The organism is Pseudomonas sp. NFPP28 (genome assembly GCF_900115535.1).
In the GTDB taxonomy this organism is placed as follows: Bacteria; Pseudomonadota; Gammaproteobacteria; order Pseudomonadales; family Pseudomonadaceae; genus Aquipseudomonas; species Aquipseudomonas extremorientalis.
Genome location: NZ_FOWT01000007.1, coordinates 25,695 through 49,699 on the forward strand (window position 1 = coordinate 25,695; position 24,005 = coordinate 49,699).

General features: G+C 62.2%; 20 protein-coding genes. 6 read left to right on the plus strand and 14 right to left on the minus strand.

Features of this window, described 5'->3' with window-relative positions; genetic code table 11:
- Window positions 1-16 precede the first annotated feature (16 nt).
- Window positions 17-913, minus strand: a complete 897-nt coding sequence (locus BM110_RS18600; RefSeq protein ID WP_071490736.1) for a LysR family transcriptional regulator — start codon at window positions 911-913, stop codon at window positions 17-19.
- A 100-nt stretch (window positions 914-1,013) separates the two neighbouring features.
- Between BM110_RS18600 and lldD the strand changes: the two genes are divergently transcribed.
- Window positions 1,014-2,144, plus strand: a complete 1,131-nt coding sequence (lldD, locus tag BM110_RS18605; RefSeq protein ID WP_093513963.1) for an FMN-dependent L-lactate dehydrogenase LldD — start codon at window positions 1,014-1,016, stop codon at window positions 2,142-2,144.
- Here lldD and BM110_RS18610 read toward each other — a convergent pair.
- From BM110_RS18610 to BM110_RS18620, 3 genes are read right to left on the minus strand one after another with little or no spacing between them, the layout of a single operon-like run.
- Window positions 2,141-3,373, minus strand: coding sequence for a CaiB/BaiF CoA transferase family protein (locus tag BM110_RS18610; RefSeq protein WP_092243269.1), 1,233 nt, complete (start codon window positions 3,371-3,373; stop codon window positions 2,141-2,143). The genes lldD and BM110_RS18610 overlap by 4 nt on opposite strands.
- Before the next feature lie 26 nt (window positions 3,374-3,399).
- Window positions 3,400-4,929: a 3-hydroxyacyl-CoA dehydrogenase gene (locus BM110_RS18615; protein ID WP_093513964.1), complete on the minus strand. Its 1,530-nt coding sequence runs from the start codon at window positions 4,927-4,929 to the stop codon at window positions 3,400-3,402.
- 2 nt (window positions 4,930-4,931) lie between these two features.
- A complete protein-coding gene (locus tag BM110_RS18620; RefSeq protein WP_093513965.1) occupies window positions 4,932-5,717 on the minus strand; it encodes an enoyl-CoA hydratase in 786 nt (261 codons plus the stop codon).
- 249 nt (window positions 5,718-5,966) lie between these two features.
- On the opposite strand from BM110_RS18620, the gene BM110_RS18625 reads away from it, so the two are divergent.
- From BM110_RS18625 to BM110_RS18640, 4 genes are all read left to right on the plus strand, one after another.
- Window positions 5,967-6,836, plus strand: a complete 870-nt coding sequence (locus BM110_RS18625; protein ID WP_092243260.1) for an IclR family transcriptional regulator — start codon at window positions 5,967-5,969, stop codon at window positions 6,834-6,836.
- A 69-nt stretch (window positions 6,837-6,905) separates the two neighbouring features.
- The gene (locus BM110_RS18630) at window positions 6,906-8,060 is read left to right on the plus strand and encodes an acyl-CoA dehydrogenase family protein (protein WP_071490741.1); all 1,155 of its coding nucleotides are present in this window, start codon (window positions 6,906-6,908) and stop codon (window positions 8,058-8,060) included.
- Between the two features lie 46 nt (window positions 8,061-8,106).
- Window positions 8,107-9,381 carry an MFS transporter gene (locus tag BM110_RS18635; protein WP_093513966.1) on the plus strand — a complete coding sequence of 425 codons (1,275 nt, stop codon included), beginning with the start codon at window positions 8,107-8,109 and terminating at the stop codon, window positions 9,379-9,381.
- A gap of 307 nt (window positions 9,382-9,688) precedes the next feature.
- On the plus strand, window positions 9,689-10,615 hold the full coding sequence (locus BM110_RS18640) for a GGDEF domain-containing protein (protein ID WP_093122483.1): 927 nt from the start codon (window positions 9,689-9,691) through the stop codon (window positions 10,613-10,615).
- Between the two features lie 181 nt (window positions 10,616-10,796).
- Here BM110_RS18640 and BM110_RS18645 read toward each other — a convergent pair whose 3' ends face one another.
- The 7 genes from BM110_RS18645 to BM110_RS18675 form a co-directional block, all read right to left on the minus strand.
- Window positions 10,797-11,564, minus strand: coding sequence for an iron-containing redox enzyme family protein (locus BM110_RS18645; RefSeq protein ID WP_371914374.1), 768 nt, complete (start codon window positions 11,562-11,564; stop codon window positions 10,797-10,799).
- Between the two features lie 78 nt (window positions 11,565-11,642).
- The gene (locus tag BM110_RS18650) at window positions 11,643-14,105 is read right to left on the minus strand and encodes an EAL domain-containing protein (protein WP_092243250.1); all 2,463 of its coding nucleotides are present in this window, start codon (window positions 14,103-14,105) and stop codon (window positions 11,643-11,645) included.
- Window positions 14,106-14,176: 71 nt separating this feature from the next.
- Window positions 14,177-15,979, minus strand: coding sequence for an ABC transporter ATP-binding protein (locus BM110_RS18655; RefSeq protein WP_092243245.1), 1,803 nt, complete (start codon window positions 15,977-15,979; stop codon window positions 14,177-14,179).
- Window positions 15,972-16,574: a DsbA family protein gene (locus tag BM110_RS18660; protein ID WP_172832155.1), complete on the minus strand. Its 603-nt coding sequence runs from the start codon at window positions 16,572-16,574 to the stop codon at window positions 15,972-15,974. Before BM110_RS18660 ends, BM110_RS18655 begins: the two co-directional genes overlap by 8 nt.
- Window positions 16,575-16,610: 36 nt before the next feature.
- Complete coding sequence (locus BM110_RS18665; protein ID WP_071490747.1) at window positions 16,611-17,552, minus strand: oxygen-dependent tRNA uridine(34) hydroxylase TrhO; 942 nt, start codon at window positions 17,550-17,552, stop codon at window positions 16,611-16,613.
- Between the two features lie 118 nt (window positions 17,553-17,670).
- Window positions 17,671-17,967, minus strand: a complete 297-nt coding sequence (locus BM110_RS18670; RefSeq protein ID WP_038847405.1) for a BolA family protein — start codon at window positions 17,965-17,967, stop codon at window positions 17,671-17,673.
- 6 nt (window positions 17,968-17,973) lie between these two features.
- Window positions 17,974-18,492, minus strand: coding sequence for a DUF2059 domain-containing protein (locus tag BM110_RS18675; RefSeq protein ID WP_058424992.1), 519 nt, complete (start codon window positions 18,490-18,492; stop codon window positions 17,974-17,976).
- A gap of 182 nt (window positions 18,493-18,674) precedes the next feature.
- On the opposite strand from BM110_RS18675, the gene BM110_RS18680 reads away from it, so the two are divergent.
- On the plus strand, window positions 18,675-20,057 hold the full coding sequence (locus BM110_RS18680; RefSeq protein WP_092243240.1) for a class II fumarate hydratase: 1,383 nt from the start codon (window positions 18,675-18,677) through the stop codon (window positions 20,055-20,057).
- A 1-nt stretch (window position 20,058) separates the two neighbouring features.
- Here the strand turns inward: BM110_RS18680 and BM110_RS18685 are convergent, their stop codons facing one another.
- The 3 genes from BM110_RS18685 to pap all read right to left on the minus strand — a co-directional run bounded on the left by BM110_RS18685 (window position 20,059) and on the right by pap (window position 23,910).
- The gene (locus BM110_RS18685; protein WP_092243234.1) at window positions 20,059-21,015 is read right to left on the minus strand and encodes a DMT family transporter; all 957 of its coding nucleotides are present in this window, start codon (window positions 21,013-21,015) and stop codon (window positions 20,059-20,061) included.
- A gap of 83 nt (window positions 21,016-21,098) precedes the next feature.
- Complete coding sequence (locus BM110_RS18690; protein WP_093513967.1) at window positions 21,099-22,283, minus strand: thiolase family protein; 1,185 nt, start codon at window positions 22,281-22,283, stop codon at window positions 21,099-21,101.
- Between the two features lie 109 nt (window positions 22,284-22,392).
- The gene (pap, locus tag BM110_RS18695) at window positions 22,393-23,910 is read right to left on the minus strand and encodes a polyphosphate:AMP phosphotransferase (protein ID WP_092243228.1); all 1,518 of its coding nucleotides are present in this window, start codon (window positions 23,908-23,910) and stop codon (window positions 22,393-22,395) included.
- Window positions 23,911-24,005: the final 95 nt, after the last annotated feature.

Below are 24,005 nucleotides of genomic sequence, written 5' to 3' on the forward strand. Positions count from 1 at the left end.
CTGGCACTCGGCGTGATTAAACCGGATGGCCGGTTGAAACGGCGTGCTCCCTGGCCAGTTCCAGCCAGGCCAGGGCGGCGGGTGGCAGGTGGGCGCTGGCGCGCCAGGCCAGGGCGATGTGCCAGTCGGTGTGGGGTTCGTCCAGGGGGATCAGGGCGATGCCGGGGTGTTGGTGTTTGTGCGCCAGCATGCGTGGCACGAAGGCTACGCCCAGGCCGGCGGCGACCAGGTCGATGATGAAGTCGATCTGCCCGCTGCGGGCGGTCACCTTGGGGGTGACGCCTTTGCGCTCGCAGGCGGCGAGAATCTTGGCGTTGAGGGCGAAGCCGGCTTCAAACAGGATGAACGGCGAATCGGCCAGGTCGGTGAAGTCGATACGTTCAAGGCGGGCCAGCGGGTGGCTGATGGGCAGCACCGCCATCAACGGTTCGTTGCGCACGGGCTGGAAGTCGAAGTCTTCGTCCACCGGCAGCAGCAGCGCAGCCAGGTCGACCTCCCCTGCTTCCAGGCATTCGCGCAGTTTTTTGCTGCCGTATTCGGTCAGTTCGATGTCGATGTCCGGGTAACGGCTGCGGTAGGTGGCGAACATCGTCGCGAACAGCACGCCGCAACCCACCGGCGGCAGGCCGATGCGCAGTACGCCGCGCTTGAGGCCACACAGGTCGTTGATCTCGGCCACCAGGTCATTGCGCTCGGCGAGCAGCACCAGGGCGCGACGGTAGGCAATTTCGCCGGCCGCCGTGAGTTCGTTGCGATGGCCCAGGCGATTGAGCAGCGGCGTGCCCAGTTCGTCTTCCAGGGTCTTGACCGCCTTGCTCACGCTGGATTGAGTCAAGGACACCACCTCGGCAGCCTGGGAAAATCCGCCCTGGCGCACCACTTCAACAAAGGCACGCAATGTTCTCAGGTTCATCAGTATTCCTTTGGCGACTGGCTGCCAGCGATAAAAGTTGTTTTTATCATGCCAGAGAATTGCCTATCCTGAAGCCACCTTGCCCGTGGAGCCTCTAAAAATGATCATCTCGTCCGCCTCCGACTACCGCGCAGCCGCCAAGCGCAAGCTGCCGCGCTTCCTGTTCGACTACATCGACGGCGGCGCCTACGCCGAGCACACGATGCGTGCGAACAGTTCGGACCTGGCCGAGATCAGCCTGCGCCAGCGCATCCTGCGCAATGTGGACAACCTGAGCCTGAAGACCACGGTGTTCGGCCAGGAACTCGACATGCCGGTGATCCTCAGCCCGGTCGGCCTGACCGGCATGTATGCGCGGCGCGGTGAAGTGCAGGCGGCCAAGGCGGCGGCGAACAAGGGCATCCCGTTCTGCCTGTCGACGGTGTCGGTGTGCCCGATTGAAGAAGTGGCGTCGCAAAGTGCGCAAGCGATCTGGTTCCAGTTGTATGTGCTCAAGGACCGCGGCTTCATGCGCAACGCGCTGGAGCGCGCGCAAGCGGCCGGTGTGACGACGCTGGTATTTACCGTGGACATGCCCACGCCCGGCGCACGGTATCGCGATGCCCATTCGGGTATGTCCGGCCCGTTCGCCGCACAGCGACGCATGCTGCAAGCCGTCGCCAAGCCGCAATGGGCCTTCGATGTGGGGTTGATGGGGCGCCCCCATGACCTGGGTAATATCTCCAAATACCTGGGCAAACCCACCCACCTGGAAGACTACATCGGCTGGCTGGCGAACAATTTCGACGCGTCGATCAGCTGGAAAGACCTGGAGTGGATCCGCGAGTTCTGGAAAGGCCCGATGATCATCAAAGGCATCCTCGACCCCCAGGACGCCAAGGATGCGGTGAGTTTCGGCGCCGATGGCATCGTGGTCTCCAATCACGGCGGCCGCCAATTGGACGGCGTGTTGTCCACCGCCAAAGCCTTGCCGCCGATTGCCGATGCAGTGGGCGATGACCTCACCGTATTGGTGGATTCCGGCATCCGTTCCGGGCTGGATGTGGTGCGCATGCTCGCCCTGGGTGCCAAGGCGTGCCTGCTGGGACGCGCCACCGCCTACGCGCTGGCCGCCGATGACCAGCACGGCGTGGAAAACCTGCTGGACATCTTTGCCAAGGAGATGCGCGTGGCCATGACCCTGACTGGCGTCACGTCCATCGCGCAGATCGACCGCACCACCCTGGTCTAACCCTGCTGTTCAACGATCCCGCGGGCCTTGAGTCGGGCCAGTTGCTCCGGTGACAAGCCCAACCGCTCGCCGAGGATGTCGTCGGTGTGCTGCCCCAGCCTCGGCGCCGGCCGCTGGTACTCCACGGGGGTGCCGGACATTTTGATCGGGCTGCCGACCATGGCGAACTCCGGGTTCTGCGGATGGGGGATCTTCACCATCAGGTTGCGCGCGATCACCTGGGGTTCTTCCAGGGATTGCGCGATGGAGTTGATCGCCCCCACCGGCACCTTCGAGGCATGGATACACGCCACCCACTCATCGGCACTGCGCCCCAGAAAGTGCGCCGAAAGCAGCGCGACTATCTCTTCGCGATGGGCCACGCGGTCGGCGTTGCGGCGAAAGCGTGGGTCGTCCGGCAGATGCGCCAGGCCGATGCTCTGGCACAGCGCGACAAACTGGCTGTCGTTGCCACAGGCGATGATGAAGTCGCGGTCGGCGGCACGGAACACCTGGTAAGGCACGATATTGGCGTGGGCATTGCCATAACGCTGCGGCACCTTGCCCGAGGCCAGGTAGTTCATGCTTTGGTTGGCCAAGGTCGCGACCTGCACATCCAGCAACGCCATATCAATGTATTGGCCCACGCCGGTGCGCTCACGGCTGAGCAGCGCGGCCTGGATCGCCACGGTGGAATACAGGCCGGTCATCAGGTCGGAGAACGCCACGCCGACCTTTTGCGGGCCGCCGCCGGGCAGGTCATCGCGCTCGCCGGTGATGCTCATCAGGCCGCCGATGCCCTGGATGATGAAGTCGTAGCCCGGCTCCTCGGCACGCGGGCCGGTCTGGCCGAAACCGGTGATGGAGCAATACACCAGGCGCGGGTTGAGCTCGGCCAGGGTTGCGTAGTCCAGGCCGTAGCGGGCCAGGGAGCCTGCTTTATAGTTCTCGATCAACACATCGGAACTCGCCGCCAATGCCCGCACCAACTCCTGGCCTTCGGGAGTGGCAATGTCGATGGCCACGGATAACTTGCCGCGATTGGTCGACTGATAGTACGACGCCTCGCCGGACGACTCACCGGTGTCGGTCTTCATCCACGGCGGGCCCCAAGCACGGGTGTCGTCGCCGCTTTTCGGGCGTTCGATCTTGACCACTTCCGCGCCAAGGTCAGCCAACACTTGCCCACACCAGGGGCCGGCCAACACACGGCTCAGATCCAGCACCCGCAAACCTGTCAATGCACCCATTGTTCTTATCCTGTGAGGTTGGGAAATCAGCCGGCTTTCGGCGCTTCATGGCGCAGGGAAATCCCCAGCAGCGCCCGCCGCCGCAACCACGGGCTGGGGCGGTAGCGCGGGTCGTGGGTGAGCTCGCTCATGCGCTGCAAAATCGTGAGCAGGCGTCGTGGCCCGAGGGCATCGCCCCAGGCCAGCGGGCCGCTGGGGTAGCCCAGGCCGAGCTGCACGGCCTGGTCGATATCCTCGACACTGGCGATGCGCTGCTGGGCAATGTCGCAGGCGAGGTTGACCACCATCGCCAAGGTGCGTTGGGCCACAAAACCAACGCTGTCGCCGATCACCGTGACGCCCACACCATCCGCTGCGAGCAAGGCGTGAGCGGCATCGCGCATCGCCGGGGCCGTCAGCGGGTTTTGCATCAGCGTGCGGTGGCGCGACAGGTCCGTCAGCACATCGATGCACAGCGTGCGCGCCGGGTCGGTATCGAAGTGCACGCACGTGCTGGTGGCATCGCGGCCGTAAGGCGCCAATAGGCATAACGCCTGTGGCGACGGTTGCGCAGCGTGTTCCAGATGGGCGCCCAGGTCGATCACCAGGGCACTCAAGCGCTCGTAGTCTTCACTGTTTTCCGTGGCGATCCACACCGGTGGCAGCGGTTGCACCGTGGGCACCGGCTGGGGTTGCGGGCCGTTGATGAGCTGGCCGTGTTCATACTGATAGAAGCCGTGCCCGGTCTTGCGCCCCAGGCGGCCGCCCACCAGCATCTGCCGGGTCAGGGGCGACGGTTTGTAGCGGGGCTCCTGGTAGAACTGGTTGTAGATCGACTCCATCACCGGGTGCGACACGTCCAGGCCGGTGAGGTCCAGCAGCTCCAGCGGCCCCATGCGAAACCCGGCGCCGTCGCGCAGGATACGGTCGATATCGCCGCGCTCGGCGATGCCTTCTTCCAGCATCTTCAGGGCTTCGGTGCCGTAGGCCCGGCCGGCGTGGTTGACGATGAAACCAGGCGTGTCCTTGGCGCGCACGCCGCGATGGCCGGTGCGTGCAACCAGGGCCAGCAATGCCTCACCGACCTTGGGCGCGGTGGCCAGGCCATCGATCACCTCCACCACGCGCATCAACGGCACCGGGTTGAAGAAGTGCAGGCCCGCCACACGCCCGGGGTGCCGGCAACCAGTGGCGATGGCCGTGACGGAGAGTGAAGACGTGTTGGTCGCCAGGATGCACGTGGGGCTGACAATACCTTCAAGCTGGTGCAACAGGTCGCGTTTGGCGTCGAGGTTTTCCACGATGGCTTCGACCACCAGGTCGCAATCGCGCAGGTCCTCAATGCGGTCGACCACTTGCAAGTTGGCCAACGCTGCATCCATCGCCGCCTGGCTGATCTTGCCCTTGCCCACCAACTTCGCAAACGTACCACCGAGGTTGTCACGGGCCGCTTGCGCAGCGCCGTCGCGAGCATCGAACAGGCATACCCGAACACCGGCCTGAGCAGCGATTTGCGCAATGCCCTCGCCCATGACACCGGTGCCCACCAGGCCCAACGTGTTGATAGCGTCGCTCATGCTTATTCCCCCCGGTACTGCGGCGTGCGTTTTTCGAAGAACGCCGCAGCGCCCTCCTTCTGGTCCCTGGAGTCGAACAACAATTGGAACGCCTTGCGCTCCAGCACCAGGGCGCTTTCCAGCGGCAGGTCGGCACCGGCCAGCATCACTTCCTTGATCTGCTCCACCGCCAACGGCGGCAGCGCGGCGATCTGCGCGGCCAGTTCCAGGGCGCGGGGCAGCGTCTGATCGTCGCTGACCATCTCGCTGAGCATGCCCATGGCCAGGGCTTCCTTCGCGCTGACCATGCAGCCGGTGAGCGCAATGCGCATCGCCTGGAATTTACCCACCGCCCGCACCAGCCGCTGGGTGCCGCCCGCCCCCGGCATCAAGCCCAGCTTGACCTCCGGCTGGGCAAACCGCGCCGATTCACCCGCCACGATCAGGTCGCAATGCATCGCCAGCTCACAGCCACCGCCCAGGGCAAAACCATTGACGGCCGCGATCACCGGCTTGGGGCAGCGACTGATGGCTTCCCACAGATATTCGGTGTGGCGGCGGTACATATCGATCGCCCCGGCGGCGGCGAACTCCTTGATATCCGCGCCAGCGACGAAGAACTGTTCGCCCCCGGTCAGCACAATGGCGCGCACATCCTGACGGCGAGCCAAAGCGCGGAAGTGCTCGGCGAGCGCTTCACGTACCTGGGCATTCAGGGCGTTCTTGACTTCGGGGCGATGGATACGGACCACGGCCACGCCATTGTCCTGGACGTCGAGGGTCACCACGGGTGGGTTAGCGTTGGTCACATTGACTCCTGCTGCACTGTTCTTGTTAGTTGGATTGCTCATGTTTCGCTATGCGAAATAACATTCCGTATTTATCGATAATCATAAGTATCGTCCCCACAGGTGTAAACGTAAAAACCCGAACTCATGCACATACAGTCTTTAACCTGCTGTTTTATCGGGGTTTATCGCATCAAATAATCGCCAAGCAAAAAGTTGCTTAGTTTCGCTGTGCGGAATACTATTTTGTTTTGTTGATTTTATAAAAAAATGAGGCTTAACATGCGCCGTCGAAACCCGGACTCGGACAACAACCAAGTCCCAGCAGGCAACAACGCCTTCGAGCATTTGTTGATTGACCCGATGCACAACGATGAGGAGGAAGACAAGGACCGCCAGTTCGTCACCGCCCTGGCCCGTGGCCTGGAACTGCTGCGCTGTTTCACGCCGAGCGAGAGTGTGCTGGGCAACCAGGAACTGGCGCGCAAGACCGGGCTGCCGAAACCGACGATCACCCGCATGACCCACACCCTGACCCGCTTGGGTTACCTCAGGCACCTGCCGCAGTCGGGCCGGTACCAGTTGGAGGTGGGCGTGATGGCCTTCGGTTACGCCATGTTGTCGAACCTGTCGATCCGCGCCGTGGCCCACCCGTTGATGGAGACCATGGCCAAGTACGCCCAGGCGGCCGTCGCGATGGCCACCCGCGACCGCCTCGACGCGGTGTACCTGGATGTGGTCCAGGGCGAAGCCAACATGACCATGCGCCGCCAGGTCGGTACACGGTTACCGTTGCACCTGAGTTCAGCAGGCCGCGCCTGCCTGGCAGCGATGCCGGAAAACGAGCGGGAGTTCATTCTCGACCACATCCGCCAGCGCCATCTGGAGGACTGGCCGAACATCCGCAAGGGGCTGGAACGCGCCTTCCGGGACTACACCGATTTCGGCTATTGCATGTCGATCGGTGAGTGGCACCGCGATGTCAACGCCATCGCCGTACCGCTGCGACACGCACAACACGGCTTGCTGGCGTTCAACTGTGGCGGACCGAGTTTCCACCTCTCCCGGGAGAAACTCGAAGACGACATCGGCCCCCGCCTCAAGCACATGGTGAACAATATCGAGGCCGCCACCCGCTAGCTGGACAGGTGCATGGCCTCGGCAGATTGACGATAACAGGCCCGCCGAACGGGCCGCTGAGGGCTGCACATGATCCGAGACGCACAAACCCTGCATATCCTGGTGGACGCCATTGCGCAGTTCGTCGATGAAGCGCTGATCCCACGGGAAAACGAAGTCGCCGAAACCGATGAAATCCCGGCGGACATCATCAGCCAATTCCAGGACATGGGCCTGTTCGGCCTGACCATTCCCGAAGCCTACGGCGGCCTGGGCCTGACCATGGAGGAAGAGGTGACCATCGCCTTTGAACTGGGGCGCACCTCCCCGGCCTTCCGTTCGTACTTCGGCACCAACAATGGCATCGGCTCCATCGGCATCCTGCTCGACGGCACCGACGCGCAGAAGGAACATTACCTGCCGCTGCTGGCCAGCGGCGCGCTGCTCAGCTCGTTCTGCCTCACCGAACCCGACTCCGGCTCCGACGCCGCCTCGCTGAAAACCACCGCCGTACGCGATGGCGACCACTACGTGATCAACGGCACCAAGCGCTTTATCACCAACGCACCCCACGCCGGGATTTTCACGGTGATGGCGCGAACCGACCCGGCGATCCGCGGCTCGGGCGGTATCAGCGCGTTCATCATCGAACGTGACACGCCAGGCCTGTCCCTGGGCAAGCGCGATCACAAGATGGGCCAGCACGGCGCGCACACCAGCGACGTGATCTTCGACAACGTCCGCGTGCCAGCCAGCCAGTTGATCGGTGGCGTGGAAGGCGTGGGTTTCAAGACCGCCATGAAGGTCCTCGACAAAGGCCGCCTGCACATCGCCGCCGTCAGCGTGGGCGCCGCCGAGCGCATGCTGGGTGACGCGCTGAACTACGCGATCGAACGCAAGCAATTCGGCCAGCCGATTGCCGAGTTCCAGCTGATCCAGGCCATGCTCGCCGACAGCAAGGCCGAAATCTATGCGGCGCGCTGCATGGTGCTCGACGCCGCCCGCAAGCGTGACGAAGGCCGGGACATCGGCACCGAAGCTTCTTGCTCGAAGATGTTCGCCACCGAGATGTGCGGTCGCGTCGCTGACCGCTGTGTGCAGATCCATGGCGGCGCCGGCTATATCAGCGAGTACGCCATTGAACGTTTCTACCGGGATGTTCGCCTGTTCCGCCTCTACGAAGGCACCACGCAGATCCAGCAACTGGTGATTGCCCGCAACATGATTCGCGCGGCGCAACGCTGAGCACCACCCATACCCAATGCCCTAACAACTACAACAAGGTATCGCTATGGAAGTCGCCGCATCGGCGGGCGCGTTGTCGCCTGCAAAAAGCAAACTGTGGATCATTGTCTTTATCTTCTGCTTCCTCGGTCTGTTGATCGATGGCGCAGACCTGATGTTGCTGTCCTACAGCCTCAGCAGCCTCAAGGCCGAGTTCGGCCTGACCAGCGTCGAGGCCGGCAGCCTGGGCAGTTTCACCCTGGCCGGCATGGCCATTGGTGGCATCTACGGGGGCTGGGCCTGTGACCGCTTCGGCCGGGTCAAAACCGTGGTGTGGAGCATCGTGCTGTTCTCCGTGGGCACGGCGATCCTGGGCATGACCCACAGCTATTGGCAGTTCGCGAGCACGCGGTTTTTCGCCTCCCTCGGCCTGGGCGCGCTGTATGTGGCGTGCAACACGTTGATGGCCGAATACGTGCCGACCCGCTACCGCACCACCGTGCTCGGCACCCTGCAGGCTGGCTGGTCGGTGGGGTACATCGTCGCCACGCTGCTGGCAGGCTGGATCCTGCCCGAACACGGCTGGCGCTGGTTGTTCTACGTGGCGATCATCCCGGTGATCCTCGCCGTGCTGATGCAACGCCTGGTGCCAGAGCCTCAAGCCTGGGTGACCGCACGCGCCGAGCGCGTGCAGGAGAAAGCCAATGGCACCCGGCAAGCCCAGCAGAAAAAGCCCGACGGCATGTTCAAGCTGATCTTCAGCGACCCCAAGGCCAGCCGCATGTTCCTGCTCTGGGCCTTGACCGCAGGCTTCCTGCAGTTCGGCTACTACGGTGTGAACAACTGGATGCCGTCCTACCTGGAAAGCGAACTGGGGATGAACTTCAAGTCGATGACCAGCTATATGGTCGGCACCTACGCCGCGATGATCTTCGGCAAGATCCTTGCGGGGTTGGCGGCGGACCGCCTGGGACGTCGCGCCGTGTTTGCGTTTGGCGCCCTGGGCACGGCGGTCTTCCTGCCGGTCATCGTGTTGTTCCAGAGTCCGGAGAACATCTTGTGGATGCTGGTGGTGTTCGGTTTCCTGTACGGGATTCCCTATGGCGTGAATGCCACCTACATGACCGAAAGCTTCGAGGCGAAGTTTCGTGGTTCGGCAGTGGGCGGGGCCTACAACATCGGGCGCATTGGTGCGGCAGTGGCACCGGCAGCCATTGGTTTCCTGGCGTCCCACGGCTCAATCGGCATGGGGTTCCTGGTAATGGGCGGCGCGTACTTCATCTGCGGCGTCATCCCGGCGTTGTTTATTCGCGATAAACAGTTCGATCCGCAAAAACAGTAAGCGCGGTGCCCGCTTGCCAAATAACTGGCGTCATCCTTCGGCGACTGTTTTTAGCGATAAAAACAGTCGCTTGATTTGTAAGGCTTTTTATTTAATTGAACGAATGTGGCATGAAACTCGCTCTAACCCTCTCCAAGCAGGTTAAGCGATGACAAGACGTGCGGCAGTGCCCAGGGGTTATAACCCACAGTAAAGCGGTCTAGACTGTAATTCATGTTTTACGGAACTGAAGGAACAGTAAGACGCCTGGCATTCGCCACTCTCATCGAGCCTGTAAGACAGCTGAGTGCTTAGAGGCCGAACGGTTATGAAAACACCTACCCAGACCCATGCAATTGACTTTGACAGTGCCAAATTGCAACGCCTGGGCTTTGGTCAACCCGCCCTCCTGCCGCGCCGCCCCACCACCGTTATCGAACTTCGCCAGCAACTGGGCCAGCAACTGCAAACCAGCCTGGAACCGGAGCGCATTCTCGCGGTGTTCTTCCGTGAGATCCAACGCCTGGTGCCCCTGGACGCCCTGCACTACCGTCACCAGGCCAGCGACCTGCGCCTGGAGTTCGGCCATCGCGGCCATCACTCGATGAGCTACAGCCTGAGCCATGAAGGCGAGCACTTGGGCGAGCTGATCTTCCGGCGCAACCAGCGCCTGGCGGAAGAAGAACTCGGCCAACTTGAATCGCTGCTGGCGACCCTGCTCTACCCGATGCGCAACGCCCTGCTCTACCGTGCCGCCACCCGCAGCGCGCTGCGTGACCCACTGACCGAGACCGGCAACCGCATCGCCATGGACCAGACCCTGCAACGGGAAATCGACATGGCGCGCCGCCACCTGAACCCGCTGTCCTTGCTGATGCTGGACATCGACCACTTCAAGACCATCAACGACACCCACGGCCATGCCGCCGGCGACAACGTGCTGCGCACTGTGGCGGCATCGATCAAGAGCCAGCTGCGTAACGTGGACATGGTGTTTCGTTATGGCGGGGAAGAGTTTCTGATCCTGCTGTCCAACACCGGCCGCGATGCGGCGAAGATGGTTGGCGAACGCCTGCGCCAGGCGACACAAGCCCAGGATTATTGGGCGGACGGAACGCGGATCGAATTGACGGTGAGCCTGGGTTGCTCGACCCTGCTGCCCGCCGAATCTGCCGAAAGCCTGCTGCGCCGGGCCGATAGTGCGTTGTACGTGGCCAAGCGCGAAGGCCGCAACCGCCTGGCGATGGCGGGGTAAACCCCTTCAGCTGTAGCGAACTGGCTTACTGTGGCAATAAGGCTTGTTGGGGTAATCGGGCATGTTGTGGCGAGCGGGCTTGCCCCGCGTTGGACTGCGCAGCAGTCCCATGCTTTTTGAATAAAAAGCGGGCCGCTTCGCGGCCCAACGCGGGGCAAGCCCGCTCGCCACAATGGTTACATCAAGCCTCGCTGGCAACCCGCGCCTGGCGCTCACGCATCACCGCTGGGGCTTTTTCTTTCTCCAGACGCATGCAGCTTTCCAGGAACAAATACATGTAGTCGTAGCTCTTGCACACGGCTTGGCGCAGTTCCGCCTGCAATGCCTTGGTGGGGTTCATCCCGGCCAGGGTGCAGATGATTTCCAGCGCTTCCCACGGGTGGGCGTCATCGTACTGGGCATGCATCTTCAACCACTTCATCGCACGCTTGCGCTCTTCCTCGGGGAAGGCCGCCGCGTAGACACCGGTGGAACACACCACGGCGGACCACTCGCCGGTTGCGCCTTCAATCGCGTAGTTGGTCGCGGCGATGGCCACGATCAACGAATCGGCCGAGCTGGTGTGCCAGCACCAATGGCTGAGGGCATGCAACTCCGGCGGTACGTCCTGGGCTTGCAATTCGTCCAGGCTCACGCCGTGGGCACGGGCCCAATTGACCCAGTAATCGGCGTGGTTGAGTTCCACGCGAATATTGCGCATCAGCCAACGCCGCGCCATGTCCTCCCCAGGATGGCGGGCGAATTTGGTCTTGGTGAGGTTCTGTGCCATGTACAAGGCAAACTGCTCCACCACCGGCCAGCCACCGATCAGGTAGTGGCGCATGGTCTTGGCGCTGAGCGTGTTGTCGCGCATGCGCTGGTACAGTTCGTGTTCGACAACTCGGCGCTTGCTCTCGCTACAGTCCAGGATCAGTTTCTGAGCCCAGGCGGGGTAACTCGAGGCTTCCATAAGCGGGCCGGTTCTGTTGAATGTGTCGATCACTGTAAGGCTCCTTTTTAAGTGTGATTGTACAGACCAGCAAAGTTTTCAGCGGAATGTGCCGGGCGCCTTGAATAACAGAGGCTGCGGCCGCACAGGTCGACACTGCAAGCTATCAAAGGTAAACAATTGCGGTCGTTCAATCAGGTAGCCCTGAGCGTAATCCACACCAATTTCGAGTAACGCCTGTTCGATGTGCGGTGTCTCGACAAACTCTGCAATTGTGCGCTTACCCATGACATGGCCGATGTGGTTGATCACTTCGACCATCGCGCGGTTAATCGGGTCGTCCAGCATATCCTTTACGAAACTTCCATCGATCTTCAGGAAGTCTACAGGTAAATGTTTGAGATATGCGAACGAGGACATTCCGGCACAAAAGTCATCCAGCGAAAAATGACAACCTAAGGCTTTGAGTTCATTGATAAATCGGATCGCACTGCCCAAATTTGCAATTGCGCTGGTTTCAGTAATTTCAAAACAGATCATGCCCGGCGGAATATTGTATGTATGAAACTTCTCACGCAAAAACCCGAGGAAGTCATCATCGCCAATGGTGATGCCTGATAGGTTGATCGCACACATCGCCATGGGACGCCCCGGGCGCTCCTGCAGGCATCGGCTGATGATCTTGAACACATTTTCTACTACCCAGCGGTCCAGGGACGTCATCAAGCCATAGCGTTCGGCGGCTGGGATAAAGCTGTCCGGAAGGATGATGCGGCCAGCCTCGTCATGCAGGCGCAGCAGGATCTCGATGTGCCCATCGCCACCGTCAGTGTGCCCCAGGGGTGAGATTTCCTGGGCGTAGAGGCAGAACCGGTTTTCTTCCAGGGCCATGTGCAGGCGCTGCACCCAGGCCATTTCGCCGAAGCGCACGGACAATTCCGAGTCGTCGGCGTGGTAGACCTGCACGCGGTTGCGGCCCTTTTCCTTGGCCATGTAGCACGCCATGTCGGCGGCGCGCAGTGAGGTTTCCAGGGTCGTCGGGGTGTGCCCAAGGTGCACCAGGCCGATGCTGACGGTGGTCATGAACGGCCGGCCCTTCCATACGAAGTGCAGGCTTTGCACCGTATGCCGCAGACTCTCGGCGATTTTTTCAGCCGCGGCCGCCGGGCAGTTCTCCAGCAGAATGCCGAATTCATCGCCGCCCAGGCGCGCCAGGGTGTCACCTTCACGCAGGTCCGATTGCAACAGCGCGCAGATATGCCGCAACAACTCGTCGCCTGCCGCATGGCCACAGGTGTCGTTGACCAACTTGAACTGGTCCAGGTCGAGGAACATCAGCGCATGCCGCCCGCCCTGCTGCGTCCCCATGGGGTGGAGCACCTGCTCCAGGCGGTACTCGAACTCACGGCGGTTGGCCAGGCCGGTCAGGGCGTCATGGGTCGCCTGCCAGGACAGGTTGGCGATGTATTGACGCTCCTGGGTCATGTCGTGCAGCACCAGCACTGCCCCGGTCACCTTGCCGGCGCTGCGGATCGGCGCGCCCACCAGGGTCACCGAGACCGTGCTGCCATCCAGGCGCTGGATGGTTTTCGAATGCTCGCTGCCGCCGCCGAGCTGGCCCTTGACGATATGTTCGATCAGGGTAAAGCCATCGGGCTGGGCATTGTCATCCAGCAGATTGAACAGCGCCGCCAGGGGCAGCCCCTGGGCCTGGGCAGAATTCCAGTGGGTCAGCGCCTCGGCCGCCGGGTTCATGTAGGTGATGGCGCCATCGACATCAGTGGTAATCACCCCGTCGCCAATCGACTCCAGGGTGATCTGCGCCCGCTCCTTCTCTTGCTGCAGAGCGTCGGCAAAGGCATGGCGCTGGGCCAGCAGTTTATGCGTGCGCAACAGCGCCAGCACAATCAGGCCCAGTGCCGTGGCCAGGTTGGTGATCACCAGCAGCCGCAGGATCATCCGCGAACCTTCGCCCAGGGCATCGCTGAACGCCTTGGCAGCGGGCGTCACACCTTCGTTGATGGCGGTGATATGCGCCTTCCATTGGCGCACATCGTTGGCGCTGACCTGGTCACGGGTGATTGCACCGTGCATCTCGCGCGCCAGGTCATCCAGTTGCACCAGGTAGCCATCGCCCACGGTCCAAAGTTCGATGGCTTTTTCCAGGTAGCTGAAATGGCGGAAGTTGAGGTACAGCCAGATCAGACTGGCGACGTCATCCGGGTGGTTGCCGCCCTTGAGGATACCCGACCGAGCGGCCGCAAGATCAGGGGTGGAGCGGTCCAGGGCGACACGCAGTTCATGCCCGCCCTGGGGCACGGCGATCGCCTGCTGGTATTTGAGGTAGGTGGTTTCGTCGCGGTTGTCGGCATACAGCGTCAGGTAGTAGATCGCGTCTTTCTGGCCCTTGGACCACAGGCTTTCGCCAGCCACATAACCGCGCACCGCCGACAGCACGTAGAGGCTGACACAACCCAACAATGCCTGGAACAGCACCACGGCGATAAAGGGCCAGACAATGCCCAACAACCGTGGCGTTCCGAGAGTCCGCTTTTGCTTCATGAAGCCCCTTGCACATGCACTGCTGGATACGCACGCGAAACACCGCTTCCGATAGCTCAGCCTAGGCTAAATCAACGTACTTGTTGCAAGTGCCCATAGAGTTTGGCGTACAAACCACCGTCAGCAATCAATTGCTGATGGTCGCCATCCTCTGCAATGTGACCGCCGTCGAACACTAACACTCGATCTGCCTGCTTAACCGCCGACAGGCGGTGGGCGATGATCAGTGTAGTACGGCCGCTGAGGAAGCGCGCCAGTGCCTGGTGCAGGTTGTACTCGGTGGCGGCGTCCAGGGCGGAAGTCGCTTCGTCGAGGATCACCACTTTCGGTTCGGCCAACACCATGCGCGCAATCGCCAGGCGCTGACGCTGGCCGCCGGAAAACCGCACCCCGGAACGCCCCACCACACTGTCCAGGCCCATGGGCAACGCCTTGACGGTCGCATCCAGCTGGGCGATTTCCAGTGCCTGCCAGCAGGCCTGGTCACTGCGCTCGCGGCCCATGGTCAGGTTGGCGCGCACGGTGTCGTTGAACAGCGCCGGATGTTGCAGCACCACGGCGACGTGCTCGCGGATGGTCTCCAGGCCGATTTCCTGCTGGGTGGCACCGCCAAAGCGGATCGTCCCGGCCTGGGGCGTGTACAGGCCCAGCAGCAGTTGCACCAGGGTGCTTTTGCCACCGCCGCTGGCGCCGACGATTGCGACCTTCTCGCCGGGCGCGATGGCCAGGTTCAACTGGTCGAGGACCAGGTCTTCGCCATAACCGAAATTCAGGCCACGTACTTCGATGCCGACGGTTTCGCGCCCGGTAAACGGGTCTTCGCCGCCCGCGTATTGCGGTTCATCGGCCCGCGCCAGCAGTTCGTTGATCCGCGTCAGCGCCCCGCCCGCCGCGTAATAGGCGTACTGCAGGTTCAGCAACTGCTCCACCGGGCCGATCATGAACCACAGGTAGCTGAACACCGCGAGCATCTGGCCGATGGACAGGTCGGAGAACAGCACCGTGAGCATGGCCGCCGCACGGAAGATGTCGATGCCGAACTGGAACAACAACCCGCTGGCGCGGCTCGATGCGTCGGTTTTCCACTGGGAATGGATCGCGAAGTCGCGCACTTCCTGGGCCCGCTGGCCGAGGCGCCCGAGGAAGAAGCCCTGGCGGTTGCCGGCGCGCACTTCCTGGATGGCATCCAGGGTTTCGGTCAGGGCCTGGGTAAACCGCGAGGTGCTGTCGTTCTCCAGTTTCTTCAGGTGTTTGACGCGTTTGCCCAACTGCACCGTGGCGTAGATCACCAACGGGTTGAACAGCAGGATCAGCAGCGCCAGTTGCCAATGCATCCACACCAGGATTGCCGACGTGCCCACCAACGTAAGCATCGCCACCAGGAACCGGCTGAGGGTTTCGCCGACGAATTTGTCCAGGGTGTCCAGGTCGGTGACCAGGTGGGTGGTGACCGTGCCACTGCCCAGGCTTTCGTATTCGCCGAGGGAAATACGCTTGAGCCGCTCGATCAGGCGCACGCGGATGCGGTACACGATGTCCTTGGCCAACCGCGCAAACAGCCGCGCCTGTACCACGTTGAACACCAACGCGCCGCAGCGCAGGAACAGCGTCACCAGCAACATCAGGCCGATATAGCCGGCGGCTTTCTGCCAGCCCAGGGGCAAGGCGTGGTTCATCACCTTGAGCGCGGCATCGCCACGACCCAGCAACACTTCATCGACCAGCAACGGCAACAACAGAGGGATGGGCACGCTGCACAGGGTCGCCAGCACGGCGACGCCATTGGCGATCCACAGGGACTTCTTGTGGCGCAGGGCCAGGCGGCGGATTTCCGCCCAGGTCAGGCGGTCGGTGCGTTGAGGTTGCTCATGCACAGGTGGCTCGCTCCAGCCATCGGCCCAGCAAAGGCGAAAGCTCGGACAGCGGCTGGTAACCGTTGGTCAGCAACGCCAACTGGCCATTGCGCTCGGCCAGCAGCGTCGGGAAACCGGCGATGCCCAGGTCCTGTACCCAGGTAAAATCGGCAGCGGTGGCGGCGTGCTGCTCGGCGCGGTCGAATTCGCCGGCAAACTCGATGCGCGGGATGCCCGCCTGTTCGGCCAGTTCCACCAGCACACTGGCGAGAGTCACGTCGCGGCCCTCGACATAAAACGCGCGCTGGATCAGCCCCAGCAGCTTCCATGCACAATCCGGCGCCAGGCTGCGCGCCGTGACGATGGCGCGGCACGCCGGCTCCGTGTCATACACAAAACCGTCGGGCAGTGCGCCGTCACGCTTGAACGGCTGGCCGGTGGCGTCGGTCACCGCCTGCCAGTGCTCCAGGATATAGCGCCGCGTGGTCGGCTCCAGCGCCGCGCCACTGCCGGTACGCAAGCCGCCTACCACCAGGTGCAGCTCCACGCCGGCCGCCTGGGCCTGCTCTACCAACGCCTCGGCCACCGGGGCAAAGCCCCAGCACCAGGAACACATCGGGTCCATCACATAGAGCAGGCGCGCGGACATGGCTCAGGCCTCGGAAGGAGTTTGCTTGTAGTTGAAACCAATCGGGTGCGGCATGTTACGGGCCTTGGCCAGCTCGATCTGCTTCTGCCGGTCGATCGCACTGCGGCGGGTCTTCTCCGGCAGCTTATCCCAGCAATGCGGGCAGCTGATGCCCGCCACATAGTGCTCGGAGGCGCGGTCCTCAACACTCACGGGTGTGCGGCAGGCATGACATTGATCGTAGTCGCCTTCGCTCAAGTCGTGGCGCACGGTGACGCGATTATCGAAAACAAAGCAGTCGCCCTGCCATTTGGTTTCTGCCTGCGGCACCTCTTCGAGGTACTTCAGGATGCCGCCCTTGAGGTGGTAGACCTCATCGAAACCCTCACTGAGCATGTAGCTCGAGGCCTTCTCGCAACGAATGCCGCCGGTGCAGAACATGGCGACTTTCTTGTGCTTGGCCGGGTCGAAGTTGGCTTTGATATAGTCGGGAAATTCGCGAAAACTGGTGGTTTTCGGGTCGATCGCGCCTTCAAAGGTGCCGATGGACACTTCGTAGTCGTTACGGGTGTCGATCAACAGCACTTCCGGGTCGCTGATCAGCGCGTTCCAGTCCTGCGGGTCGACGTAGGTGCCGACCTTCTTGTTCGGGTCGACGCCTTCGACGCCCAGGGTCACGATCTCTTTCTTGAGCTTGACCTTGGTGCGGTAGAACGGCTGGTCGTCGCAGTAGGATTCTTTGTGGTCGATGTCGACCATGCGCGGGTCGTTCTTCAGCCAGGCCATCAAGCCATCAATGCCTTCGCGGCTGCCGGAAACGGTGCCGTTGATGCCTTCCTCGGCGATCAGCAGGGTGCCTTTGATTCCGTTGTCGAGCATCGCCTGCAACAGTGGCTCGCGCAGGGCGACGTAATCTTCGAGGGTGACGAACTTATACAGTGCCGCCACGACAATCGGTTGAGTCATGGGTGTTCTCTCCAGGTGGCTACCCTCGTAAGGGGTGAACCGGATGCAAAAAAAACGCGCCGTCTAGGCGGCGCGTCGCGGATTCTAACAAATGCCCGGTGTCAGAGACACCCGATCATCAATCATGCCCGCCGGCGCAGGTCGGCGAGGCCGGGGCTGCGTCGATTTTCGCCCACTCTTCAGGCGTGTAGGTATGCAGCGCCAGCGCATGAAACTCGCTCATCAGGTCACCCAGGGTGGCGTAGACCTTCTGGTGGCGCTTGACGCGGTTGAGCCCCTCGAACTGCGGGCTGACCAGCACGGCCTTGAAGTGGGTCTGCAACCCACGGCTGTGCATGTGGCTTTCGTCCAGCACACTCAGGTGGTCGGTGCCCAGGGCGGCAAGCGCCGTTTCGATACGCTGTTGCATGGTCATTCCTGCTTACTTCTTCTTGGCCGGGGCGGCGGCTTTAGGCGTCAGCTCGTTGGTCATGTCTTCCAACAGCTTGTTCACCACCGGCACGGCGCTTTCCAGCTTCGCCTGGGTCATCTGGGCCGATTGCTGGGTCAGTTGCGGCATTTTTTCCAGGACTTTCTTGCCCAGTGGCGACTGGTAGAAGGCAACCAGGTCCTTGAGCTCGGATTCGCTGAAGTTGGTGGTGTAGAGCTTGACCATGTCTGGTTTGAGCTTCGGCCAGCCGATGGCCTGGTCGAGGGCGGCGTTGGCCTTGGCCTGGTAGCTGTCCAGTACGGACTGCTTGGCGGCAGGCGCCTTGGTCTGTTCGAAACGCTGGGCGAACATTTGTTGCACTTGCATGTACACCGGGGTACCCAGCTTGTCGGCGTGGGCCAGGGTAAGGAAGGCTTCGGCACTGGCGTTGTGGCTGGCGGTATCGGCAAGAACCTGGCCGCTGGCGCAAACCAGAGCAACCGCGGTACAGATGGCACGAAGACGAGTCATCGAGTTTCCTTTTCTAGCAGGCGAGGTAAGACCCCAAGGGCGCCCATTCTGCGCCTAAAAAACCTCAGGGCTCAACCCCGGGCCTTGTCGGACAGGGATTGCCCGATGAAAAGTCTTTCAGGGGAACCCCCGAGGCTCTTCACAGCCTAAACTGCGCAAACGAACCTGAAGGAGTGTGCCCGATGAGCCGTATCGAAACCGACAGCCTGGGAGAAGTCGAAGTCCCGGATGACGCTTACTGGGGCGCCCAGACCCAACGTTCGCTGGTGAACTTCGCCATCGGCGAGCAGCGCATGCCCCTGGCGGTGTTGCATGCCCTGGCCCTGGTCAAGAAGGCGGCGGCACGGGTCAACGACCGCAACGGCGATCTGCCCGCCGACATCGCCCGCCTGATCGAACAGGCCGCCGACGAAGTGCTGGCCGGCCAACATGACGACCAGTTCCCTCTGGTGGTGTGGCAGACCGGCAGCGGCACCCAGAGCAACATGAACGCCAACGAAGTGATCGCCGGTCGCGCCAACGAACTGGCGGGCAATAAGCGCGGCGGCAAGAGCCCGGTGCACCCCAACGATCACGTCAACCGTTCCCAGAGTTCCAATGACTGCTTCCCTACCGCCATGAGCATCGCTGCCGTGCAGGCGGTGCATCAACGCTTGCTGCCGGCGATTGCCACCCTGTCCGGCGGCCTGGCAGAGCAAGCCGCCAAACATATGAAGCTGGTGAAGACCGGGCGCACCCACATGATGGATGCCACCCCGATTACCTTCGGCCAGGAGCTGTCGGCATTCATCGCTCAACTCGACTACGCCGAACGTGCGATCCGTGCCGCCCTGCCCGCCGTGTGCGAGCTGGCCCAGGGCGGCACCGCCGTGGGCACCGGGCTCAATGCGCCCCATGGCTTCGGCGAGGCGATCGCCTCGGAGCTGGCGGCGCTATCGGGCTTGCCGTTCGTCACCGCGCCGAACAAATTCGCCGCCCTCTCCGGCCATGAGCCTCTCGTGACGCTGCACGGCGCGCTGAAAACCCTGGCCGTGGCCCTGATGAAAATCGCCAATGACCTGCGCCTGCTGGGCTCCGGGCCGCGCACCGGGCTGGCCGAAGTGAAATTGCCGGCCAATGAACCGGGCAGCTCGATCATGCCGGGCAAGGTCAACCCGACCCAGTGTGAAGCGCTGTCGATGCTGGCCTGCCAGGTGTTGGGCAATGACGTGACCATCGGCATTGCCGCCAGCCAGGGTCACTTGCAGTTGAATGTGTACAAGCCGGTGATCATCCACAACCTGCTGGAGTCGATCCGCCTGCTGGCCGACGGCTGCAACAACTTCCAGGAACACTGCGTGGCCGGGCTGGAGCCTGACCCTGTGCAAATGGCGGAACACTTGGAGCGTGGCTTGATGCTGGTCACCGCGCTCAACCCGCACATTGGCTACGACAAGTCCGCCGAGATCGCCAAGAAGGCCTATGCCGAAGGGCTTACGCTGCGGGAAGCAGCGCTGGAACTGGGCTACCTCACCGATGCGGAGTTCGACCAGTGGGTTCGCCCCGAAGACATGCTGGGCACCTAGCCTAGGACGCCAGGCGCAACCGTCGGGCCCTGAGCCCGGCGAGCAACGACGGCGCCAGCGCCACGGTTGCCGAACCCAGCACCACCACCAACGCCCCGGCATAGCCCAGGGCGTTGATCTCTTCGGCTTGCACATAGTCGGGCCACAGCCAGGCCGCCACGGCCACCGCCACAAAGGTCACCAAAGGCGTGAGCGCCAGGGTCGCACTGACCCGCGAGGCTTCCCAGTGGGCCAGCGCTTCGGCAAAGGCGCCGTAGGCCACCAGGGTATTCATGCAGCACGCCAGCAATAGCCAGCCTTGCAGCGGGCTCAGGTCCAACGCCTCCAGGGGATGTGCCCAAGGCGTGAGCAACACGGCGCAGGACAGGTAGATCACCATCATCACCTGCAGCGAGTTCCACACCGTCAGCAGTTGTTTCTGGCCGAGGGCGTAGAACACCCAGATCGTGGTGGCAAGCAGGACGGTCAGCACGCCGGCGGTGTAGGCGCCGAGCGAGGTCAGCAGTTCTTCCAGGCGCTGGTTGAAAAACAGGCCGAAACCAATGATCAACACCACCAGCCCCACCCCCTGTCCCAGGCTGAAGCGCTCCTTGAAGACGAACACACTGGCGACCATCAAAAAGATCGGCCCCATCTGCACCACCAACTGCGCGGTGCCGGGGCTGAGCAATTTCAGGCCCACCAGGTACAGCACGTAGTTGCCCACCAGTCCGCACACCGCCATCGCCACCAGCCAACCACCCCGGGGGCCAAGCACCTTGCGGCTGGGCAAGCGTTTGGTCAGCGCCAGGTAGACGAACAGGCAACTGCCGGCCACGATCAGGCGAAACCAGGTGACGGTGATCGGGTCCATCACCTGCAGCACCTGCTTGAGTTTGATCGGCAGAATGCCCCACAGAAACGCGGTCAGCAGGGTCAGGAGCAAACCATAGACCCAGCGGCCGGAAGAGATGTGCATGAGTACCCCAGAAGCTGGAGGAAGTGGAGCCGCATTCTAGGGGCACCCGATGCACTTTGTGTAGCGAACACTTAATTTGCCGATCAGCGCACTGCTTCGAACAACCCGGTGGCCCCCATGCCGCCGCCCACGCACATGGTGACGATGCCGTAACGCAGGTTGCGTCGCTGCAACTCACGCACCAGGTGCCCCACCTGCCGCGAGCCGGTCATGCCGAATGGATGCCCGATGGAGATCGAACCGCCATTGACGTTGTACCTGGCATTGTCGATTTCCAGGCGATTGCGCGCATACAGGCATTGCGAGGCAAACGCTTCATTAAGCTCCCACAGGTCGATGTCCGCCACCTGCAAGCCCTTGGCCTTGAGCAACTTGGGCACCGAGAACACCGGGCCGATGCCCATCTCGTCCGGCTCGCAACCGGCCACGGTGAAGCCACGGAAAAACGCCTTGGGCTGGAGCCCCAGTGCAAGGGCTTTCTCCAGGCTCATCACCAGCGTCATCGAGGCACCGTCGGAGAGCTGCGACGAGTTGCCCGCCGTCACCGAACCATCCTCGGCGAACACCGGCTTCAAACCTTGCAGACTGGCCAGGGTAGTGTCCGGGCGGTTGCAGTCGTCACGGTCGACCACACCTTCCAGGATCTGCACCTCACCGGTGTTCTTGTCTTCGACTTTGTACTTGACCGCCATCGGCACGATTTCATCGCTGAAAAGCCCATCGGCCTGGGCCTGGGCGGTGCGCTGCTGGCTTTGCAGGGCGTACAGGTCCTGTTCTTCGCGGCTGATGTGGTAGCGACGCGCGACGATCTCGGCGGTCTGGCCCATGGGGAAATAGATACCCGGCACCTGCTCTTTGAGCAGCGGGTTGATCAGGTTGTCGGTATTGACGCTTTTCATCGTCAGGCTGATGGACTCGACACCGCCGGCGACGATGATATCGCTGCAACCCGACGCAATCTGGTTGGCCGCAATGGCAATCGCCTGCAAGCCCGAGGAGCAGAACCGGTTGAGGGTCATGCCGGCCACGCCGGTGCCCAGTTGCGAGAGCACCGCCACATTGCGCCCGATGTTGTAGCCCTGGGCGCCCTCGTTGGAGCCGGCGCCGACGATGCAATCCTCCACCGTCGCCGGGTCGATGCCGTTGCGGGCGAGCAGCGCGTTGACGCAATGGGCCGCCATGTCATCGGGGCGGGTCTGGTTGAACTTGCCGCGAAAGGACTTGGCCAGGCCGGTTCGCACACTGTCGACGATCACTACTTCACGCATGGGCTACCTCGATCTTGTGGTTGTCGGATCGAGCATAGATCGCGCCCCGCGCCACCGCGACGATCATTCACCCCATAGATACAAAACCATGGCGACGCGGCTCACTGCGTCATTTTTTCTTTTTCTTTTTGTCGTGCTTATCGGATTTGGCGAACGCCTCTTCCAGCGCCAGGTTGATGGTGCGCAACACCTTGACCCGGGCCCAGCGCTTGTCGTTGGCCTCCACCAATGTCCAGGGCGACACCTCGGTGCTGGTACGGTCGACCATATCGCCCACGGCCGCGCGGTAGTCATCCCATTTGTCACGGTTGCGCCAGTCGTCTTCGGTGATCTTGAAGCGCTTGAAGGGGATTTCCTCGCGGGCCTGGAAGCGCTCCAGTTGCGTGTCCTTGTCGATGGCCAGCCAGAACTTGACCACGATCACACCCGCATCGCGCAGTTGCTCTTCGAAGTCATTGATCTCGCCATAGGCGCGCATCCAGTCCGCCGGGGTGCAGAAGCCTTCAATGCGCTCCACCAGCACGCGGCCATACCAGGAACGGTCGAACACGGTGAACATGCCGCGCGCCGGGATCTTCTGCCAGAACCGCCACAAGTAAGGCTGGGCGCGTTCGTCTTCACTGGGCGCGGCAATCGGCACGATGTGGTACTGACGCGGGTCCAGCGCCGCCGCCACCCGACGGATCGCCCCGCCCTTGCCCGCCGCATCGTTGCCCTCGAACACCGTGACCAGGGCGTGCTTGCGCATGCGCTTGTCGCGCATCAATCCGGAGAAACGCGCCTGTTCGGTGATCAGTTGTTCTTCGTAATCGTCCTTGTCCAGGCGCTGGGACAGGTCGAGGCTGTCGAGCAGGCTCTTCTTGTCCACCGACGCGATCAACGGCGCCGGGTTCATGCCGCTGGCCTTGCCCTTGGACAGCTTGAGCGCATTCTGCAGGCCTTCGAGCAGCAGTTTGCCCACGGTGAGGCTGCGGTAGTTGCTGTCCACGCCTTCGATCACATGCCACGGCGCATAGTCGCGACTGGTGCGGCGCAACACGCGCTCACCGAAGTGCACGAATTTGTCGTAGGTCTCGGATTGCTGCCAGTCCAGCGGGCTGATGCGCCAACTGTGCAGGGGGTCATCGGCCAGGGCCTTGAGCCGCGCCTTCATCTGTTTCTTGGAGAGGTGGAACCAGAACTTGAAGATCAGCGCGCCTTCATCGCAGAGCATTTTCTCCAGGCGTTCGGCGCCGGCGATGGCCTGGTCGAGGCGGGCGTCCTTGATCTGCCCATGTACGCGGCTTTGCAGCATCTGGCTGTACCAGTTGCCAAAGAAGATGCCCATGCGACCCTTGGCAGGAAGTTGGCGCCAATAGCGCCAGGCCGGCGGGCGCGCCAGTTCTTCGTCGGTCTGCTGGTCGAAGGTGCGCACTTCGATCAGGCGCGGGTCCATCCATTCATTGAGCAGCTTGACCGTCTCGCCCTTGCCGGCGCCTTCGATACCGTTGATCAGGATAATCACCGGGAAGCGCTTCTGCTGCTGCAGCTCGTACTGCACTTCCAGCAGGGCCTCGCGCAGGGCCGGCACCTCGGCCTCAAAGGTGTCTTTGTCGATGGCGTGACCGATTTCGGCGGATTCGAACATGGGCAGCTCCGTTTCAAGATGGCTCAAGACTAGCGGATTAGGCAGCAATACGCGGGAGGAAATTCCACCGGCGCTTGCCATGGGTCAATTCAATG

What these genes read in the sequence shown, in the direction of transcription:
- BM110_RS18600 (WP_071490736.1), bottom strand. Translation starts at nt 913, where the DNA reads ATGAACCTGAGAACATTGCGTGCCTTTGTTGAAGTGGTGCGCCAGGGC.
- lldD (WP_093513963.1), top strand. Translation starts at nt 1,014, where the DNA reads ATGATCATCTCGTCCGCCTCCGACTACCGCGCAGCCGCCAAGCGCAAG.
- BM110_RS18610 (WP_092243269.1), bottom strand. Translation starts at nt 3,373, where the DNA reads ATGGGTGCATTGACAGGTTTGCGGGTGCTGGATCTGAGCCGTGTGTTG.
- BM110_RS18615 (WP_093513964.1), bottom strand. Translation starts at nt 4,929, where the DNA reads ATGAGCGACGCTATCAACACGTTGGGCCTGGTGGGCACCGGTGTCATG.
- BM110_RS18625 (WP_092243260.1), top strand. Translation starts at nt 5,967, where the DNA reads ATGAGGCTTAACATGCGCCGTCGAAACCCGGACTCGGACAACAACCAA.
- BM110_RS18630 (WP_071490741.1), top strand. Translation starts at nt 6,906, where the DNA reads ATGATCCGAGACGCACAAACCCTGCATATCCTGGTGGACGCCATTGCG.
- BM110_RS18635 (WP_093513966.1), top strand. Translation starts at nt 8,107, where the DNA reads ATGGAAGTCGCCGCATCGGCGGGCGCGTTGTCGCCTGCAAAAAGCAAA.
- BM110_RS18640 (WP_093122483.1), top strand. Translation starts at nt 9,689, where the DNA reads ATGAAAACACCTACCCAGACCCATGCAATTGACTTTGACAGTGCCAAA.
- BM110_RS18645 (WP_371914374.1), bottom strand. Translation starts at nt 11,564, where the DNA reads ATGGAAGCCTCGAGTTACCCCGCCTGGGCTCAGAAACTGATCCTGGAC.
- BM110_RS18650 (WP_092243250.1), bottom strand. Translation starts at nt 14,105, where the DNA reads ATGAAGCAAAAGCGGACTCTCGGAACGCCACGGTTGTTGGGCATTGTC.
- BM110_RS18660 (WP_172832155.1), bottom strand. Translation starts at nt 16,574, where the DNA reads ATGTGTTCCTGGTGCTGGGGCTTTGCCCCGGTGGCCGAGGCGTTGGTA.
- BM110_RS18665 (WP_071490747.1), bottom strand. Translation starts at nt 17,552, where the DNA reads ATGACTCAACCGATTGTCGTGGCGGCACTGTATAAGTTCGTCACCCTC.
- BM110_RS18670 (WP_038847405.1), bottom strand. Translation starts at nt 17,967, where the DNA reads ATGACCATGCAACAGCGTATCGAAACGGCGCTTGCCGCCCTGGGCACC.
- BM110_RS18675 (WP_058424992.1), bottom strand. Translation starts at nt 18,492, where the DNA reads ATGACTCGTCTTCGTGCCATCTGTACCGCGGTTGCTCTGGTTTGCGCC.
- BM110_RS18680 (WP_092243240.1), top strand. Translation starts at nt 18,675, where the DNA reads ATGAGCCGTATCGAAACCGACAGCCTGGGAGAAGTCGAAGTCCCGGAT.
- BM110_RS18685 (WP_092243234.1), bottom strand. Translation starts at nt 21,015, where the DNA reads ATGCACATCTCTTCCGGCCGCTGGGTCTATGGTTTGCTCCTGACCCTG.
- BM110_RS18690 (WP_093513967.1), bottom strand. Translation starts at nt 22,283, where the DNA reads ATGCGTGAAGTAGTGATCGTCGACAGTGTGCGAACCGGCCTGGCCAAG.
- pap (WP_092243228.1), bottom strand. Translation starts at nt 23,910, where the DNA reads ATGTTCGAATCCGCCGAAATCGGTCACGCCATCGACAAAGACACCTTT.